The 15,021-nt window shown below is 67.6% G+C and carries 11 protein-coding genes and 2 pseudogenes; 8 read left to right on the top strand and 5 right to left on the bottom strand.

The annotated features are described in order from the left end of the window. Nucleotides 1-50: 50 nt before the first annotated feature. The 7 genes and pseudogenes from ON40_RS53240 (at nucleotide 51) to ON40_RS56495 (ending at nucleotide 7,181) form a co-directional block, all read left to right on the top strand. Nucleotides 51-245: a hypothetical protein gene (locus ON40_RS53240; RefSeq protein WP_040823778.1), complete on the top strand. Its 195-nt coding sequence runs from the start codon at nucleotides 51-53 to the stop codon at nucleotides 243-245. After that, nucleotides 242-739, top strand: coding sequence for a gamma-glutamylcyclotransferase family protein (locus ON40_RS17920; RefSeq protein WP_051193211.1), 498 nt, complete (start codon nucleotides 242-244; stop codon nucleotides 737-739). The genes ON40_RS53240 and ON40_RS17920 overlap by 4 nt, the downstream gene beginning before the upstream one ends. A gap of 184 nt (nucleotides 740-923) precedes the next feature. Further along, on the top strand, nucleotides 924-4,409 hold the full coding sequence (locus ON40_RS17915; protein WP_040824536.1) for an indolepyruvate ferredoxin oxidoreductase family protein: 3,486 nt from the start codon (nucleotides 924-926) through the stop codon (nucleotides 4,407-4,409). Between the two features lie 100 nt (nucleotides 4,410-4,509). After that, nucleotides 4,510-4,878, top strand: a complete 369-nt coding sequence (locus ON40_RS17910; protein ID WP_040823777.1) for a hypothetical protein — start codon at nucleotides 4,510-4,512, stop codon at nucleotides 4,876-4,878. Further along, a pseudogene (locus ON40_RS56080) lies at nucleotides 4,871-5,566 on the top strand (caspase family protein); the annotation flags it as partial. The gene ON40_RS17910 and the pseudogene ON40_RS56080, both read left to right, overlap by 8 nt. Before the next feature lie 288 nt (nucleotides 5,567-5,854). Further along, nucleotides 5,855-6,607 (top strand): annotated as a pseudogene (locus tag ON40_RS56500) (FtsK/SpoIIIE domain-containing protein); the annotation flags it as partial. Between the two features lie 7 nt (nucleotides 6,608-6,614). After that, a complete protein-coding gene (locus tag ON40_RS56495; protein ID WP_040823772.1) occupies nucleotides 6,615-7,181 on the top strand; it encodes a hypothetical protein in 567 nt (188 codons plus the stop codon). A 21-nt stretch (nucleotides 7,182-7,202) separates the two neighbouring features. On the opposite strand, the gene ON40_RS17890 is transcribed toward ON40_RS56495, so the two are convergent. The 5 genes from ON40_RS17890 to ON40_RS17870 form a co-directional block, all read right to left on the bottom strand. Then, a complete protein-coding gene (locus ON40_RS17890; protein ID WP_040823770.1) occupies nucleotides 7,203-7,649 on the bottom strand; it encodes a hypothetical protein in 447 nt (148 codons plus the stop codon). Between the two features lie 189 nt (nucleotides 7,650-7,838). After that, complete coding sequence (speD, locus tag ON40_RS17885) at nucleotides 7,839-9,056, bottom strand: adenosylmethionine decarboxylase (protein ID WP_040823768.1); 1,218 nt, start codon at nucleotides 9,054-9,056, stop codon at nucleotides 7,839-7,841. Between the two features lie 8 nt (nucleotides 9,057-9,064). Beyond that, nucleotides 9,065-10,183: a type III PLP-dependent enzyme gene (locus ON40_RS17880; RefSeq protein WP_040823766.1), complete on the bottom strand. Its 1,119-nt coding sequence runs from the start codon at nucleotides 10,181-10,183 to the stop codon at nucleotides 9,065-9,067. A gap of 161 nt (nucleotides 10,184-10,344) precedes the next feature. Beyond that, the gene (locus ON40_RS17875) at nucleotides 10,345-12,852 is read right to left on the bottom strand and encodes a DEAD/DEAH box helicase (RefSeq protein WP_040824534.1); all 2,508 of its coding nucleotides are present in this window, start codon (nucleotides 12,850-12,852) and stop codon (nucleotides 10,345-10,347) included. Nucleotides 12,853-12,936: 84 nt separating this feature from the next. Next, nucleotides 12,937-13,893: a proteasome assembly chaperone family protein gene (locus ON40_RS17870; RefSeq protein ID WP_040823764.1), complete on the bottom strand. Its 957-nt coding sequence runs from the start codon at nucleotides 13,891-13,893 to the stop codon at nucleotides 12,937-12,939. Between the two features lie 322 nt (nucleotides 13,894-14,215). Here ON40_RS17870 and ON40_RS17865 point away from each other — a divergent pair, with 322 nt between their 5' ends. Further along, a complete protein-coding gene (locus ON40_RS17865; protein WP_245567852.1) occupies nucleotides 14,216-14,938 on the top strand; it encodes a sensor domain-containing protein in 723 nt (240 codons plus the stop codon). Nucleotides 14,939-15,021 lie beyond the last annotated feature (83 nt).

The raw sequence follows: 15,021 nt of genomic DNA, 5'->3' as shown, positions 1-15,021 counted from the left end.
ACCACCCCCAATATCATGTTTCCGGCGCGTCGATGAGGCACCATGGGTACATGACACGTAATGCGCCCCAGCTCGATTCCGACGTGCCGGTCGCGCGCCCAGATCAAATCGCGCGAATTGTCGCGGCGTTGGCCGCGCTCGATACTCCGGCACCGCAAATAACTAGCGAACTCACCGGCGGTACTCGAATCCGCCTCGCGTACCGCGTTCTGCCCGACGGGCGGGTCGAACGCGGACTCGCGTGACGGAAGGCGGCGCGCGCGGCCCCGCCGGGCCGCGTGGCGATACCGCTGCGCCCGCGGGCCGATTGAGTTCGCTGGCGCCGCAGGCGGACACGTTGTTCGCCTATGGCACGTTGCAGTTCGGTCCGGTGCTCGAGGAACTGCTCGGGCGGGTGCCCGAGGCGGATCTCGGCGTGGCTCGCGACCGGCGAGTGGCAGCGTTACCGAAACGTGCCTATCCGGGCCTGGTCGCCGAACCGGGCCGCATGGCCTCCGGATTGGTGCTGCAAGGGCTCACCCCGGCGGACTGGGAGATCATCGACGCGTTCGAGGATGCGCAGTACGAGCTGCGACCGGTCCGCGTGATCGGCCGGGAGGAACCGGTGCCGACCTACGTGTGGACCGATGTCGTCGCCGAGCGCGACTGGCACCCCGAGGAATTCGCCGCCGACCACCTGCACGGGTACACCACCCTGTGCGCCCGGTGGCGCGCCGAATTCGGCCGCCGCACCCGGTGAGAGCGCAGTCACACTCGGGGTTGCACGCTGCATAATCGGTGCCCAGTCGCAGTATTGGAAACTGTGCAGGATGCTCAGTTGTGGATGCGAAGGTTGTTCATTTCGCGCTGCGGGGACAGTATGACGGCGTCGAATGCTCAATCTAGGCCGCGCCGGATCGGTGCCGGCCGGACGGGTGGAACTGATGACCGAGCTCGCCGATCGCGAACTGATCCCAGCACCGTACGACCTCGCCGACCGTTATCGAGTCGGCGCGGGAACCGTCGTCCTGACCGGAGTTCAGGCGATCGCGCGGCAGTTGGTGGAACAGCACGTCCGGGATCTGCGTGCGGGCAGACGGGTGGGCACCTTCGTCTCCGGATATCAGGGCTCGCCGCTGGGCGGGGTGGACCGGATGCTGGGCGAGATGCCCGAGGTATTGGCCGAGCACGATATCCATTTCGTGCCCGGTGTGAACGAGGAACTCGCGGCCACCTCGGTCTGGGGCTCGCAGGCCGATCTGCCCGCGGGGAATTCCACGCACGACGGGGTCGTCGGGGTCTGGTACGGCAAGGGACCCGGACTCGATCGCGCCACCGATGCGCTGCGACACGCGACGGTGTACGGCGTCAATTCCCGGGGTGGGGTATTGCTGCTGGTCGGTGACGATCCCGCGGCGAAGTCCTCCACCGTGCCCGCGGCCTCGGAACGGTCCCTGGCCGCGATGAACATTCCGGTGCTGTTCCCGCGCAACGCGGGTGAGATCGTCACGATGGGGCTGCACGGTGTGGCGTTGTCGCGGGCCTCGGGGTGTCCGGTGGCGCTGAAGATCGTCGCCGACGTGGCCGACGGCGCGTGGACGGTGCCCGCGACGATCGGCGAGATCGATATCGTCGTCCCCGAAATGTCCTGGGAGGGTGAGCCGTTCACCTACCGGCAGCGGCCGATGGGCGCGCCCGCGGACAGCCTGCTCGCCGAGGCCGATCTGCACGGTCCGCGCTGGGCGACCGTCCTGGCCTACAGCACGCTCAACGATCTGGACGTCATCGAGGTGAATCCCGAACGCGCCGAGATCGGTATCGCGGCAACCGGAACCGCCTACGACGCGATGCATCAGGCCCTGGCCGATCTCGGCGTGGACGATGCGGCGCTGCAGCGAGCGGGGGTGCGGCTGCTGCGCATCGGAATGCCGTATCCGCTTGCCCCCGAACGGGTCCGCGAGTTCGCCTCGGGACTGTCCCGGTTGATCGTGGTGGAGGACAAGACCGCCTTCGTCGAGACACAGATTCGCGAGATCCTGTACGGCACAGCGGACGCCCCGCAGATTCTCGGCAAACGCGATGCCGCGGGACTTCCGCTGTTCGCTTCCGATGGTGAACTCACCACCGGACGGATCCTGTCGCCGCTGCGCCGCGTGCTGGACGGCCACCTGGACTTGAAACGTCCACTGCCACAACCGCTGTCCCTGTCGGTCCTGCCCGCCAGACGCGCCGCCTATTTCTGCAGTGGTTGTCCGCACAACCGCTCGACGGCGGTGCCGGAAGGTTCCCTGGCCGGCGGCGGAATCGGCTGTCACACCCTGGTGACCATGTCCGACCGCACGGACAGCAAGGTGGTCGGGCTGACCCAGATGGGCGGGGAGGGCGCGCAGTGGATCGGGCAGGCTCCGTTCACCGATGTGCCGCATCTGTTCCAGAACATCGGCGACGGAACATATTTCCACTCCGGTCAGCTGGCCGTGCAGGCATGTATCGCCGCAGGGGTGAACATCACCTACAAGCTGCTCTACAACGATGTGGTCGCGATGACCGGAGCGCAGGATGCCGAAGGGGCACTGGCGGTTCCGCGGCTGACGCACAAACTCCTCGATGAGGGGGTGCGGCAGATCGTCGTGTGCGCCGACGAACCGGACAAGTACCGTAAACGCGACCTCGCACCGGGAACCCTGCTGTGGCATCGGGATCGGCTGGACGAGGCACAGCGGATGCTGCGCGAGGTCCCCGGCGTCACGGTGCTGATCTACGACCAGCACTGCGCCGCCGACGCCCGCCGCAAGCGCAAGCGCGGCGCACTGCCGGTGCGGCGCACCCGAGTGGTCATCAACGAGGCGGTCTGTGAGGGCTGCGGCGACTGCGGGGTCCAGAGCAACTGCCTGTCGGTGCAGCCGGTGGACACCGAATTCGGCCGCAAGACCCGGATCGATCAGACCTCCTGCAATACCGATTACAGCTGTCTGAAGGGCGACTGCCCGTCCTTCGTCACGGTGGAGGCGCCCGAACCGGGCCGCGCGTCGTCCCGGAAGGCGCAGCGCCGCAAGCAGGTTCGGCCCGAACCACCGACACTGCCCGAGGTTCGCGTCGAGTCGCCGAACGTCACACAGAATGTCCTGCTGGCCGGAATCGGCGGTACCGGGATCGTGACCGTCAACCAGGTCCTGGCCACCGCCGCCATGCGCGCCGGATATCAGGTCGCGGGCCTGGATCAGATCGGGTTGAGCCAGAAGGCCGGTCCGGTGGTGTCCCATATGCGTTTCGCGACGACCGCGCTCGAGCCGTCCAACCGGCTCACGCCCGGCTCGGCGGACTGCATTCTGGCCTTCGATCTGCTCGCCGCGGCCGATGCGAAGAATCTGGCCTACGGGTCGGCGGAGGAGACGATCTCGGTGGCGTCGACCAGCCGGACGCCCACCGGTGCGATGGTGTATGATGCCGCGGTCCGGTATCCGGAGACCGAGAATCTGCTCGGGCGGCTGTCCGGGGCATCACGCTCGGTGAGCTCGTTCGACGCCCTGGCTGCCGCACAGACGCTGTTCGGCAATGCCACGGCGGCCAACTTCCTGCTGGTCGGCGCGGCATATCAGGTCGGTGGGCTGCGGCTGCCCGCCGCGGCGATCGAGGAGGCCATCGAGATCAACGGCGTCGCGGTCGCCGCCAATATCGCGGCGTTCCGGTGGGGTCGCGCGGCGGTGGCGCGTCCCGACGAATTCGCGGCCGCGACCGCACCTCGGTCCGGTGGCCGCATCGCACCGCAGGCTTCTGCGGAGCTTCTGGCCGGGCTGAGCGTGACCGGTGAGACCCGGCGTCTGGTCGAGCGGCGCGCGGGCGAGCTCATCGGGTTCGGTGGCGTACGCGTGGCCCGCGAGTACCTCGCACTCGTACAACGGGTGTGGGAATCCGAGCGCGCGGTCACCGACCGCACCGAATTCAGTGAGCAGGTCGCGCGCGGGCTGTACAAGCTCACCGCCTACAAGGACGAGTACGAGGTCGCTCGTCGCCTCACCGACCCGGGCTTCCTCGACGAGGTCGCCGCCGCTGTCCCCGACGGCGCGAACCTGACCTACCGGCTGCATCCGCCCATCCTGCGCGCCCTGGGCCGCACCGAGAAGATCGGCCTGGGCCCCCGCAGCCATGTGGCCCTGCGCCTGCTGGCCAAGGCGAAGCGCCTGCGCGGCACCGCATTCGACCCCTTCGGGTACGCGCATGTCCGCCGCGTCGAACGTGCCCTGCTCGCGCACTACACGGAGATGATCGACACGCTGGCCGGAACCTTGTCCCGCGACTACGACCGCGCCGTCGAGGCCGCGGCCCTGCCGGATGTGATCCGCGGCTACGAGCAGATCAAGCTCGCGAACGTCGAGACCTACCGTGATCGCCTGCGGGAGTTGGGCATCGAGCCGCCCGCCCTGCCGTGAGCGGTCGGCCGTTCCGTCGCGATCGTTGTCCGTGTCGGCTCGGACGGGGCGGGATAGAGTGTGCGGGAACCGCGTACGCGGTGAACGAGGGAGGGCGCCGATGTCGGCAGTGGTGTTCATCGTTGCGACGCGTCGCGGCGACGCGGAAGAGTTGGACCAGCTAGCAGGCGAACTTGGCGAGGATCTGCGCGAGATCGGCGGGCTGGCCGTCGGCGCGGTCACAGCGTCGGGGGAGTCGGGGACGAAATCCGATGTGGCGTTGCAGATCGGGCAGTTGGCGGTGTCGAGCGGAGCGCTCGGCACCGTCGCCTGGATGATTCGGGACGTGGTCATCCGATTCCTGGATCGCACCCGCGCGGATTCGATCACGATTCGCAACGGAGATCTCGAGGTGGTGGTCGAACGCCCCTCCGATAAGCAGGTCGACGGTCTGATCGAGCGATTGCGCGACGTCCTGCGCGATGACTAGCCCGACCGGTCGCAGACTGGCCCTGTTCGTCGCCAACGACACGTTCCACTCGCCGGGTATTCCCAGGCTGCATGCGCCGGTGTCGGATGCGACCCAGCTGCGCGAGTTGTTGCGCGATCCGGAGATCGGCGCCTTCGCCCCGGCGGAGATACTCGTCAACGAGTCGAAAGCCGAGATCGAACGCGGCATCGAGCGCCTGTTCCGCGGTGCGGGGCCCGAGGACGTCGTCCTGTTCTACTTCTCCGGCCACGGCATCCGCACGCGCCACAACCTCTATCTGGCGACCAGCAATACCGACACCCAGCTGATCAGCAGTTCGGCGGTATCGGCGTCGTTCATCAAGGAACTCATCCGGGAGTCCGCGGCCGCGGCGAAGATCATCCTGCTGGACTGCTGTTACAGCGGGGCATTCCTGGGTGGTGATGTGATCAAGGCCCAGCCCACGGTCGACGACGTCGGGCACGAGCTGGCCGCGGGGGAGGGCATCTGCGTGCTGACCGCGGCCACGGCCGTGCAGGTCGCCGGGGACGGCGGCGCGGAGCGGTCGGCGCCGCTGTCCGTGTTCACCTCCGCGGTCGTCAAGGGAATCGCGACCGGCCTGGCCGACAACGGCACCGGCGTGATCAACACGCACAGCTTGTGGAGCTACGTCAGTGCGGAGGTGCGCGGCCGGACCAGTCGGCAGACGCCCAGTCACTACGGAGTGTTGCAGGAGGAGGTGCATATCGCCCGGACCCGCCGCAGACTCCCCCTCCCCGATATCCGGGACCTGCCCGCCGAGGCGGCCGTGTTGCCCGAGATGACCGATGGCGCAGCGGATCTGGTCACCCGGGTCGCCCTCGCGCATCGGGGCGAGGGGGCCGTACCCGTACCCGTGCCCGGCGCGGGCCTGGACGGCGACAATGATTTCGCGGCGCTGTACCGGATCACCGATCCCGCCGATCCGGAACTCGGCCACCGGTGGCAGCCGAAGAACGGATCCGACCGGCTCAGGATTCCCGTCGGGATCGACAGCGCCGGCCGGCCGGTGCTGCTGGATTTCAAGCAGGCCGCCGAGGAGGGGTGGGGCCGCACGGATTGCTCATCGGCGCAACGGGTTCGGGCAAGTCGGAGATGTTGCGGACGATCGTCCTCGGGCTCGCGCTGGAACACTCTCCCGAACAGGTGAACTTCCTGCTGGTCGAATACAAGGGCGACGCAACGTTCGGTGGTTTCGCCGGACTCCTGCACCTCGGTGGATACATCGGCGACCTGTCCGCGGATCTGTCGCTCGTGCAGGCCCTGGAGGAAGCTCTCACCGGCGAGCTCGACCGACGCCGGGAACTGTTGCGCGCCACCGGAAACTTCGCCTCCATCCAGCAGTACGAACAGGCGCGTGCCGCGGGGGTGTCACTGGATCCGATGCCCGAGCTGTTCGTGATCATCGACGAGTTCAGCGAGTTGCTGTCCCAGACGCCGGAGTTCATCAGCGTGCTGACGGCGACCGGCCGCCTGGGTCGTTCGGTCGGCATCCATCTGTTGCTCGCCAGCCAGCGGCTGGACGAGGTATCGCTGTGAAGCCTCGACGCCCACCTGTCCTACCGCATTGCTCTGAAGACCTACTCGCTCAACGAATCGCGGGCCGTGCTGGACGCACCGCTCGCCTATCATGCCGAGCATCCCGGGGAGCGGATATCTGAAGGCGCATCCGTCTGCCGAGCTGGTTCGATTCGTCGCCGCCTACGGTTCGACTGCTCGTGCAAGGAATTTGCGAGTCGAACACCCCCGATCAGGCGAAGATCGTGCTGGTGGATCTGAGGCGGACCATGCTCGGAGAGGTGCAGTCGGAACATCTGTCCGGCTATGCGACGACCGCACCGAACCTCGCCAAGATGCTGAACGAGCTGGTCTCATTGCTCGGCAAGCGGTTCCCCGGAGAAAATGTGACGCCGCAGCAACTGCGTGACCGTTCCTGGTGGACCGGACCGGAGGTGTATGTGGTCATCGATGACTACGACCTGGTCGTCACCACCTCGGAGAATCCGGTGGCAGCGGTCCGAGAGTTGCTGCCGCACGGACGCGATATCGGCTTCCATCTGATCATCGCCCGGCGCAGCGGGGGAGCGGGCCGCGCCCTGTACGAACCGGTGCTCGCCTCGCTGCGGGACCTCGGCTCGACCGGCCTGATCATGAGTGGGAGCCGTGACGAAGGTGCGCTGCTCGCATCGATCAAACCCACGCCCATGCCCCCTGGACGCGGCATGCTCGTCGATCGCAGGCGTGCGGAGCTCATCCAGACCGCCTGGACACCACCGCCTGAATAGCCGGATGCGGCGGGACGGCTCTCAGAATCCTCGCCGTTCACGGGGTACGAGCAGGCACAGCAGGGCGACGACCAAGCCGCCGCCCACCGCGTACAACCCCCAGGTACCGCTGAACAGAGTGTGGTAGTCGGTGCGGATCTGGCTGTCGAACGAGCTGTCCAGACGCCAGGCCAGCACCCCGAGGGAGGCCAGGCCGACCAGGACACCCAGCCACCCCAGCAGGCGTGAGCCGAACAGGGTGGTCAGCAGGAGCACCGCGGCGACCGCCAGCAGAACCACCGCGAGCGAGGTCTGCAGGGTGACCGACTGAGCCTGGATCTGATCGAGGCTGCGACCGGCGGGGAACCCGTCGCGTAGTTCGGTGAGCGGCACATGACGGGCCTCGACCGTGCCGATGAGCGGTCCGAAGGTTCCCACCGCCACCGCGACAGCACAAACCAGCAGCAGGAGATGGACGAAAGTGCGCATACTCCAGGGTATTGCGAACCGGGTGATTTCGCCGCCAACTCGAACAGGTCGACTCGGCGAGCAGCACGTGAACAGATGGCGGATACGCCTGCGCCCCGACCGACAGCGCGTGGTGTGATCCCGCGGAATCCGACGCGCCCCGCCGAATGGTCCGGCGGGGCTCAGCTCGTATTCGGTTGTGCGACAGTCTCAGCCGACGCCCACCGGCGACCGCAGCGCATGCGGTTCGATCGCGCCGCGAATCAATGCGCGCTCGTCGACCGTCTCGGCGCGGTACGGCAGTCGCGCCAGGGTCTCGGTCATCTTCGCCACCGGATCATCGATCACCTTCGGCGTGCCGAACAGGAAGGTCCACTCGTGCTCGTCGCTGACGTACGGCACGACCGTGGGGAACAGGTCGTGGAACCGGGCCCAGGAACGCTCGAGCGTCTCGTTGCGCCACATGGTCTGACAACCCGCTTGGACGGCCAGTACACCGCCCTCGGACAGCAGCGCGCGACATCGCTGGAGGAACTCGTCCTCGTACAACCGGTTGTGCTGTGCTTCCCCGACCCGCTCGTCGGGCAGATCGATGCAGATCAGGTCGTATCGCACGCCCGCCGCCTCGGCCTCGGCCAGGAAGTCCCAGCCATCGGCGAAGTGCATCTTGATCGGGCCCGACTGCGCGACCGCCTCGGCCAGATCCGCCGGAGAGTATCCGTACGGGAGGTGCTCGGCGCACAACTCCACCTCTTGCCGGTCGATATCGACGTGATCGACGATCGACGCGCCCGCGGCCACGGACATCTGCGAGGCGACGCCCTCGCCGGAACCGACGATCAGCACCCGATCCAGCTTCTCGGCCAGCGCGTACCCCGGGACGAGCATCGCCTCGTGATAGGTCAGCTGGGAGAACTCGGTGGATTGGCGGTCGTCGTCGGAGAACAGGCTCACGCCCTGCTCGGTGCGCGCGATCACCATGTGCTGGAACGGAGTTCGGGTGTCGACGATCACGTCGTGCAGATTCCACACCCGGGTCGTGCCGGGGCCGACCGGCTCGTGGATACGCCGGCCGCCGCGCCCGCGCCGGATCACCTCGGTGTGCACCGACGCGGGGGCGAGCTCCTGCTGCAGCAACTCCACCGCCGCGGTCGCGCCCGCACCGATACTTCCGCAGGTGAACACGTCGACGAAGATGTCGCCGGATTCCGGATAGGTGTGAATGGACGCATGGGATTCGGACAGCAGCGCCAGCACCGTGACCCCCTGCGGGTCGAACTTCTTGTGCACCACATCGCAGATGGTCACCCCCGCGGCGACCAACGATTTTCGAAGGGCTGCTTCGAGGCGTTCGAGATCGTCACAAAGGGCCGTGTCGACACCACCGAACTCGGCCAGCACATGCCAGCCGGTGAATTCTGCCGTCATTGCTGAACTCACTCTCGCTCAGCGCCCATGACATGAACAGTCAAAGGCGGAAAACCGTTGAAGGACACCGACGAATAGCTCGCCGTATATGCGCCGGCATCGAGGATCCGAACGGGATCGCCGGCTCGCAGCGTGGTCGGGAGAAGGACCCGCGTGCGTTGATAGAGTACGTCGTCCCCGTCGCAGGTCGGACCGGCAATCACCGCCTCGTCCGCTGCGTCTCCGTCTCGTGAGGTCACGATCCGGTAGGCGATGTACTCGTTCTCGGTCTCGGCCATTCCGTTGTAGCGGCCGATGTCGAGGTATACCCAGCGCCGCCCGTCCGGCGCGATGCGCACGTTGACGACCTCGGCGTGGATCACTCCGGCGCTGCCCACCAGGGCGCGGCCGGGCTCCACGACGACGTCGGTGTGCTCGGGGAGGTGGCGTGCGGCCGTCTCGGCGATCACCGCACCCAGCTCGGACAGCTCCGGCGCCGGATCGGCGTACGAAATCGGCAGTCCGCCACCGATGTTCACCGATCGCACCGGAATGTCCTTGACCGCCAACGCTTCCGTGATCGCGGCGGCCTGTTCGATGCCGATCCGCCAGGCGGACGGATCGAGCTGCTGTGAGCCGACGTGGAAGTAGGGGCCCACCGGCACGAGCCCGAGATCGCGGGCGCGTACCAGCAGCCGCACCGCTTCACCCGGTGCGCAGCCGAATTTCGTGCCGAACGGCGTGCGGGACTGCGGCGTCGAGGCCAGGAACCGGCACTCCACCTCCGCGCCCGGCGCGTACTCGCTGATCCGGGTCAGATCGTCCTCGGTGTCGAAGGCGTAGCGGCGCACGCCCGTGGCGTAGGCCGCCGCGATATGGGCGGCCTTCTTGATCGGGTTGCCGTAGTTCAGCACCGCGGGATCCACGCCGAGCTCGAGGCACTGCTCGATCTCACCGATACTGGCGACATCGAACTCCGCGCCTTCGGCGGCGAGCAGCCGGATGATCTCCGGCATGGGAGATGCCTTGACCGCGAACCGAATTCGCGTCGGATGACGGTCCCCCAGGCCGCTCAGTGCGGATCGCAGCGCGCGGAAATTGTCGCGTACGCGGGAGAGATCGATGACGAGGCAGGGCGACTCGGGCACGTGTGGACCGAACAATCTGAGGGAACTCTCTTTCTTCCGGGCAGCAGCCTCCCACGGCGGACAGCGAGCGAGAGCGTATCAGCGGGAGGCGGTAGAAAACGAACTGGAGCGAGGTCGCCTTGATCACGTGCCCGCGGGTGCGGCGGCGGGCTGTGCGGTACTCATCCCGCACTCACCGTGACCTCGTCGAACACCACCTCGCCGGCGGCATCGGAGGCGGGCAGATCGACCACGGCATCGATCGACCAGCCGTGGTCACCGGCCGGGTCGGCGAGCACCTGGCGCACCCGCCACAGATCCGGCCGCTGTTCGATCTGGAACAGCCGCGGCCCGCGCGCTTCCGGACCGGTGCCGATCTCGTCGTACTCGGCGAAATAGGGGTCCAGTTCGGCTTCCCAGTCCGGGCCGTCGTCCAGGTCGTCCAGGGCCGCCCAGCGGCCCAGGGCCGCCAGCTCCACGCGGCGGAACATGGCGTTGCGCACCAGAACTCGGAAGGCGCGCTCGTTCGCGGAGATCGGCCGGACCGTCTCCGAACCGAACGCCAGCTGCTCGGAATCGTTCTCCGCACCCGGGTTGGTGAGCTGCTCCCACTCGTCCAGCAGACTCGAATCGACCTGGCGCACAAGCTCACCCAGCCATTCGGTGAGATCCTCGAGCTCCTCGGTACGGGCGGATTCGGGCACCGTGCGGCGCAGCGCGCGATAGGCGTCGGCCAGATAGCGCAGTACCACGCCCTCGGAGCGAGCCAGCTCGTAGTTGCTCACCAGTTCGGCGAAAGTCAGTGAGCGCTCGATCATTTCGCGCACGACGGACTTCGGCGAGGGAGTGAACTCCGACACCCACGGATGACCGCCACGATAGGTCTCGAAGGCGGGCTCGATCAGTTCGGCCAGCGGTTTGGGCCAGGTGACCTCTTCGAGCAGTTCCATCCGTTCGTCGTATTCGATGCCGTCGGCCTTCATCTCCGCGATGGCCTCGCCGCGCGCCTTGTGCTGCTGGGCCATCAGCAGCTGGCGCGGATCCTCCAGCGTGGACTCGATGATCGAGACCACGTCGAGGGTGTAGGTGGGCGAGGCGTCGTCCAGCAGATCCAGCGCGGCCAGGGCGAACGGCGAGAGCGGCTGATCGAGGGCGAAATCGCGCTGCAGATCGACGGTCAGGCGTGCGCGCCGGCCGAGCGCATCGGGTTCGTCGAGTTGCTGCACCACTCCAGCATCGCGCAGGGCACGGTACAGGCGAATGGCCTTGACGATATGTTTGCGCTGCGCCGGGCGGGGCTCGTGATTGTCCTCGAGCAGATGCCGCATCGCGTCGAAACAGTTGCCGGGCCGGGCGATGACGTTGAGCAGCATCGCATTGGTGACCTGGAACCGCGACACCATCGGTTCGGGCTGGGCGGCGACCAATCGATCGAAGGTCTCCTCCGACCAGGACACGAAGCCCTCCGGCGGTTTGCGCAGCTGTACCCGGCGCTGTTTCTTGGGGTCGTCGCCCGCCTTGGCGCGCAGGCGCGCGTTCTCCACCTCGTGCTCGGGGGCCTGCACCACGACCGTGCCCATGGTGTCGTATCCGGCGCGACCGGCGCGTCCGGCGATCTGATGGAACTCGCGGGATTTGAGCCGACGTGTGCGCACCCCGTCGAATTTGGTCAGGCCGGTCAGCAGGACGGTGCGGATCGGCACGTTGATGCCGACGCCGAGAGTGTCGGTGCCGCACACCACTTTCAGCAGACCTTCCTGGGCCAGCCGCTCCACCAGGCGCCGGTATTTCGGCAGCATTCCGGCATGATGGACGCCGATCCCGTGCCGGATCAGCCGAGAAAGCGTCTTGCCGAAGCCGGTGGCGAACCGGAATCCGCCCAGCGCCTCGGCGATCGCCTCCTTCTCCGCCTTCGAGGCGAAGTTGACGCTGGTGAGCGCCTGGGCGCGTTCCAGAGCGGCGGCCTGGGTGAAGTGCACGACGTACACCGGCGCCTGACTCGTGGTGACCAGATCCTCCAGAGTTTCGGTGATCGGCGTGCGCACGTACGAGAACATCAGGGGCACAGGGCGTTCCGTGCCGCTGACGATCGCGGTCGGGCGTGCGGTGCGGCGGTGCAGATCGTTCGCGAAGAAGTCGACCTCGCCCAGAGTGGCCGACATGAGCAGGAATTGGGCCCGCGGCAGTTCGAGTAGCGGCACCTGCCACGCCCAGCCGCGATCCGGATCGGCGTAGAAATGGAATTCGTCCATCACCACCTGGCCGACGTCGGCATTCGCGCCTTCGCGCAGCGCCAGATTCGCCAGGATCTCCGCGGTCGCGCAGATGATCGGCGCATCCGGATTCACCGCGGCGTCACCGGTGACCATGCCGACCCGATCCGCGCCGAACACCTCGCACAGGGCGAAGAACTTCTCGCTGACCAGGGCCTTGATCGGTGCGGTGTAATAGCTGCGCTGCCCGGTGTTCAGCGCCGCGAAGTGCGCGCCGATGGCAACCATGGACTTACCGGAGCCGGTCGGGGTCGACAGGATCACGTTGGCCCCGGTCATCAACTCCAGCAGCGCTTCCTCCTGCGCCGGATACAGCGTCAGGCCCTGGTCTGAGGCCCAGCCGGAGAACGACTCGAACAGCCAATCGGGATCCACGTCGGGCACGGCACGGTCGGGGATCAGTTCGGACAGCTGCACTGTGCCCATTCTGCCTCCGCCCGCGTCCGCCACACGCACGGCCCCCGAGGGATGCCGTCGGGCCAGGACGCGGCGGTTATCCGCTCAGCGCGGGTCGCCGTTCTCGGGGGTGTCCGAATCGCCGAATCCGGACTGCTCGGCCAGGAAACGCTCGAATTCCGCGCCCAGTTCTTCACCGGTCGGCAGATCGGCATCGCTGGCCAACAGGCTGGACTGCCGCTCCTGCGCGGTGACGAAACTGTCGTACTGCCGCTCGAGCGCCTGAACGACCGTCTCCACCTCGGTATTACCCGCGATGTGCTCGTTCACCTGCTCGCGCACCCGTGCCGCGGACTCGCCCAGCGCCGCCAGCGGCAGATCCAGGCCTGCGTTGTCGGCGACGTTCTCCAGCAGCGTCTGCGCGGCCTCGGGATAGGCGGTCTGCGCCAGATAATGCGGGACGTGGACCGAGAATCCGATCGATTCGTGGCCGTGCTGGGCCATCCGGAACTCGAGCAGCGACGAGGCGCTGCCCGGCACCTGCAACTCGCCCGGCCAGCGCTGATGCTCACCGATCAGGTCGCGGTCGCTGGCATGTGCGGTGACGCCGAGCGGGCGGGTGTGCGGGATCGCCATCGGGATCGCGCTCAGGCCGATCGTGCGGCGCACCCCGAGCTGTTCGGCCAGCAGCCGCACCGCGGTCACGAACTTCTCCCAGCGCAGGTCCGGCTCCAGCCCGGCCAACAGCAGGAACGGGGTGCCCGCGGTGTCCTTCACGGCCCACAGGGTCAGCTCCGGCTCGGCGTAATCGGAGAAGTGGTCGGTCTTGAACGTCATCAGCGGACGGCGCGAGCGATAGTCCAGCAGCTCGTCCACATCGAAGGAGGCCACCAGTTCCGCCTCGAGACTCTCCCGCAGATGGGTGGTCGCCAGACGTACCGCATGGCCCGCGTCGGTGAAGCCTTCCAGGCCGTGTACCAGCACCGGACCCGCACCGTCGTCGGCAGACAGCTGCGGAGCGGGGAACTCCAGTTCGTACATTCGCGACTCGTAGTCCTCCATCGCTTACTCCTTCCTGGGTGGTCCGCCACAACCGGTCGGCGGCGGGGCGGTGGCGAACCGTGCGCCGCCTGCCGATGTGGTCTCCGTCGGACCACCTTCCATTGTCCCTCATACCGTTCCGGGGCGACGCCGTCGGTCTCGCTTCGCGAGGCCATGCCTGCCTGACAACATGCCGGCGGGCGATCTCATTCCGCGATCGTGCGCCGGATCTCGGTTTCGTCGGATCAATCCGGTCCGTGCTGCGTCACGATCGCGCACACCCTCGGCGCGCCCCCGGCGTGGCGGCACGGACCGGGTGCGAGCATTGGGCATAGTGTGCCGAGTGAACGTGCCGGAGGCTCCGGATCCGCGACCGCGCCGATTCGGGCGCGGCGGCGTCGCCGGGTGCGCGGTGCTGGGGTTGCTGCTGACCGCGTGCGGCTCGACGGTCTCCGGCCATCCCGATGCCGAATCGCAGCAGGCCACGGTGATCAGGCATATCGCCGCGGATCTCGGATCGATGCTGCCGACGGCCGCACAGTTTCCCGACACGTACCCACCCGTGGTGTTGTCCGGCTCGGATGCCCTCGGCGCCGATGCGGATCTGCGCGGCATTCCCTCCGGTGCGACGGTCGATCCGCCGGGCTGTGCCGACTCGCCCCCGACCGATCCGCAGCGGATCGCGGCGACGGTCGGTACCGACGACGACACCCGCGCGAGCATCACCGTGGAGCTGATCCGCACCACCGACCCGCTCGCGCGCCTGCGCACCCTGCTGCAGCAGTGCGGGACGGTGCGTGCGCAGCACGGGCCGATCACCAATACCGTTGTCACCCAATTGGATCCGGCCGCACCGGTGAATGCCGACGATTCGCTCGCCTGGCGTCGCACGGTGAGTGGTCAGCGGGGCGGTCCGGGGCTGACCCGCTCGATGCGCACCCTCGCGGCGCAGATCGGCGATGTCCGAATCATCGCCACCTACCTGACCTTCGGCGACGACAAACCCGATATGACGGCGCTGGACCAGGTGTTCACCGCGACGGTGCAGGACGTCGGCAAGCGCTGACACGGCACGCGCCCAGCCTGCCCCGGCCCGGACCGTAGCAGACGGCTCCGACAGGAAACGGGTTCCAGGCGACCCGGCCGACG

This window comes from Nocardia jiangxiensis NBRC 101359 (assembly GCF_000308615.1).
Lineage (GTDB): Bacteria > Actinomycetota > Actinomycetes > Mycobacteriales > Mycobacteriaceae > Nocardia > Nocardia jiangxiensis.
This window is presented reverse-complemented; position numbering and strand designations above follow the sequence as displayed.

Bases quoted from the DNA above. Each gene is read 5' to 3' on its own strand.
- ON40_RS17890 (WP_040823770.1), bottom strand. From the start codon at position 7,649: ATGCGCACTTTCGTCCATCTCCTGCTGCTGGTTTGTGCTGTCGCGGTG.
- speD (WP_040823768.1), bottom strand. From the start codon at position 9,056: ATGACGGCAGAATTCACCGGCTGGCATGTGCTGGCCGAGTTCGGTGGT.
- ON40_RS53240 (WP_040823778.1), top strand. From the start codon at position 51: ATGACACGTAATGCGCCCCAGCTCGATTCCGACGTGCCGGTCGCGCGC.
- ON40_RS17915 (WP_040824536.1), top strand. From the start codon at position 924: ATGACCGAGCTCGCCGATCGCGAACTGATCCCAGCACCGTACGACCTC.
- ON40_RS17910 (WP_040823777.1), top strand. From the start codon at position 4,510: ATGTCGGCAGTGGTGTTCATCGTTGCGACGCGTCGCGGCGACGCGGAA.
- ON40_RS17870 (WP_040823764.1), bottom strand. From the start codon at position 13,893: ATGGAGGACTACGAGTCGCGAATGTACGAACTGGAGTTCCCCGCTCCG.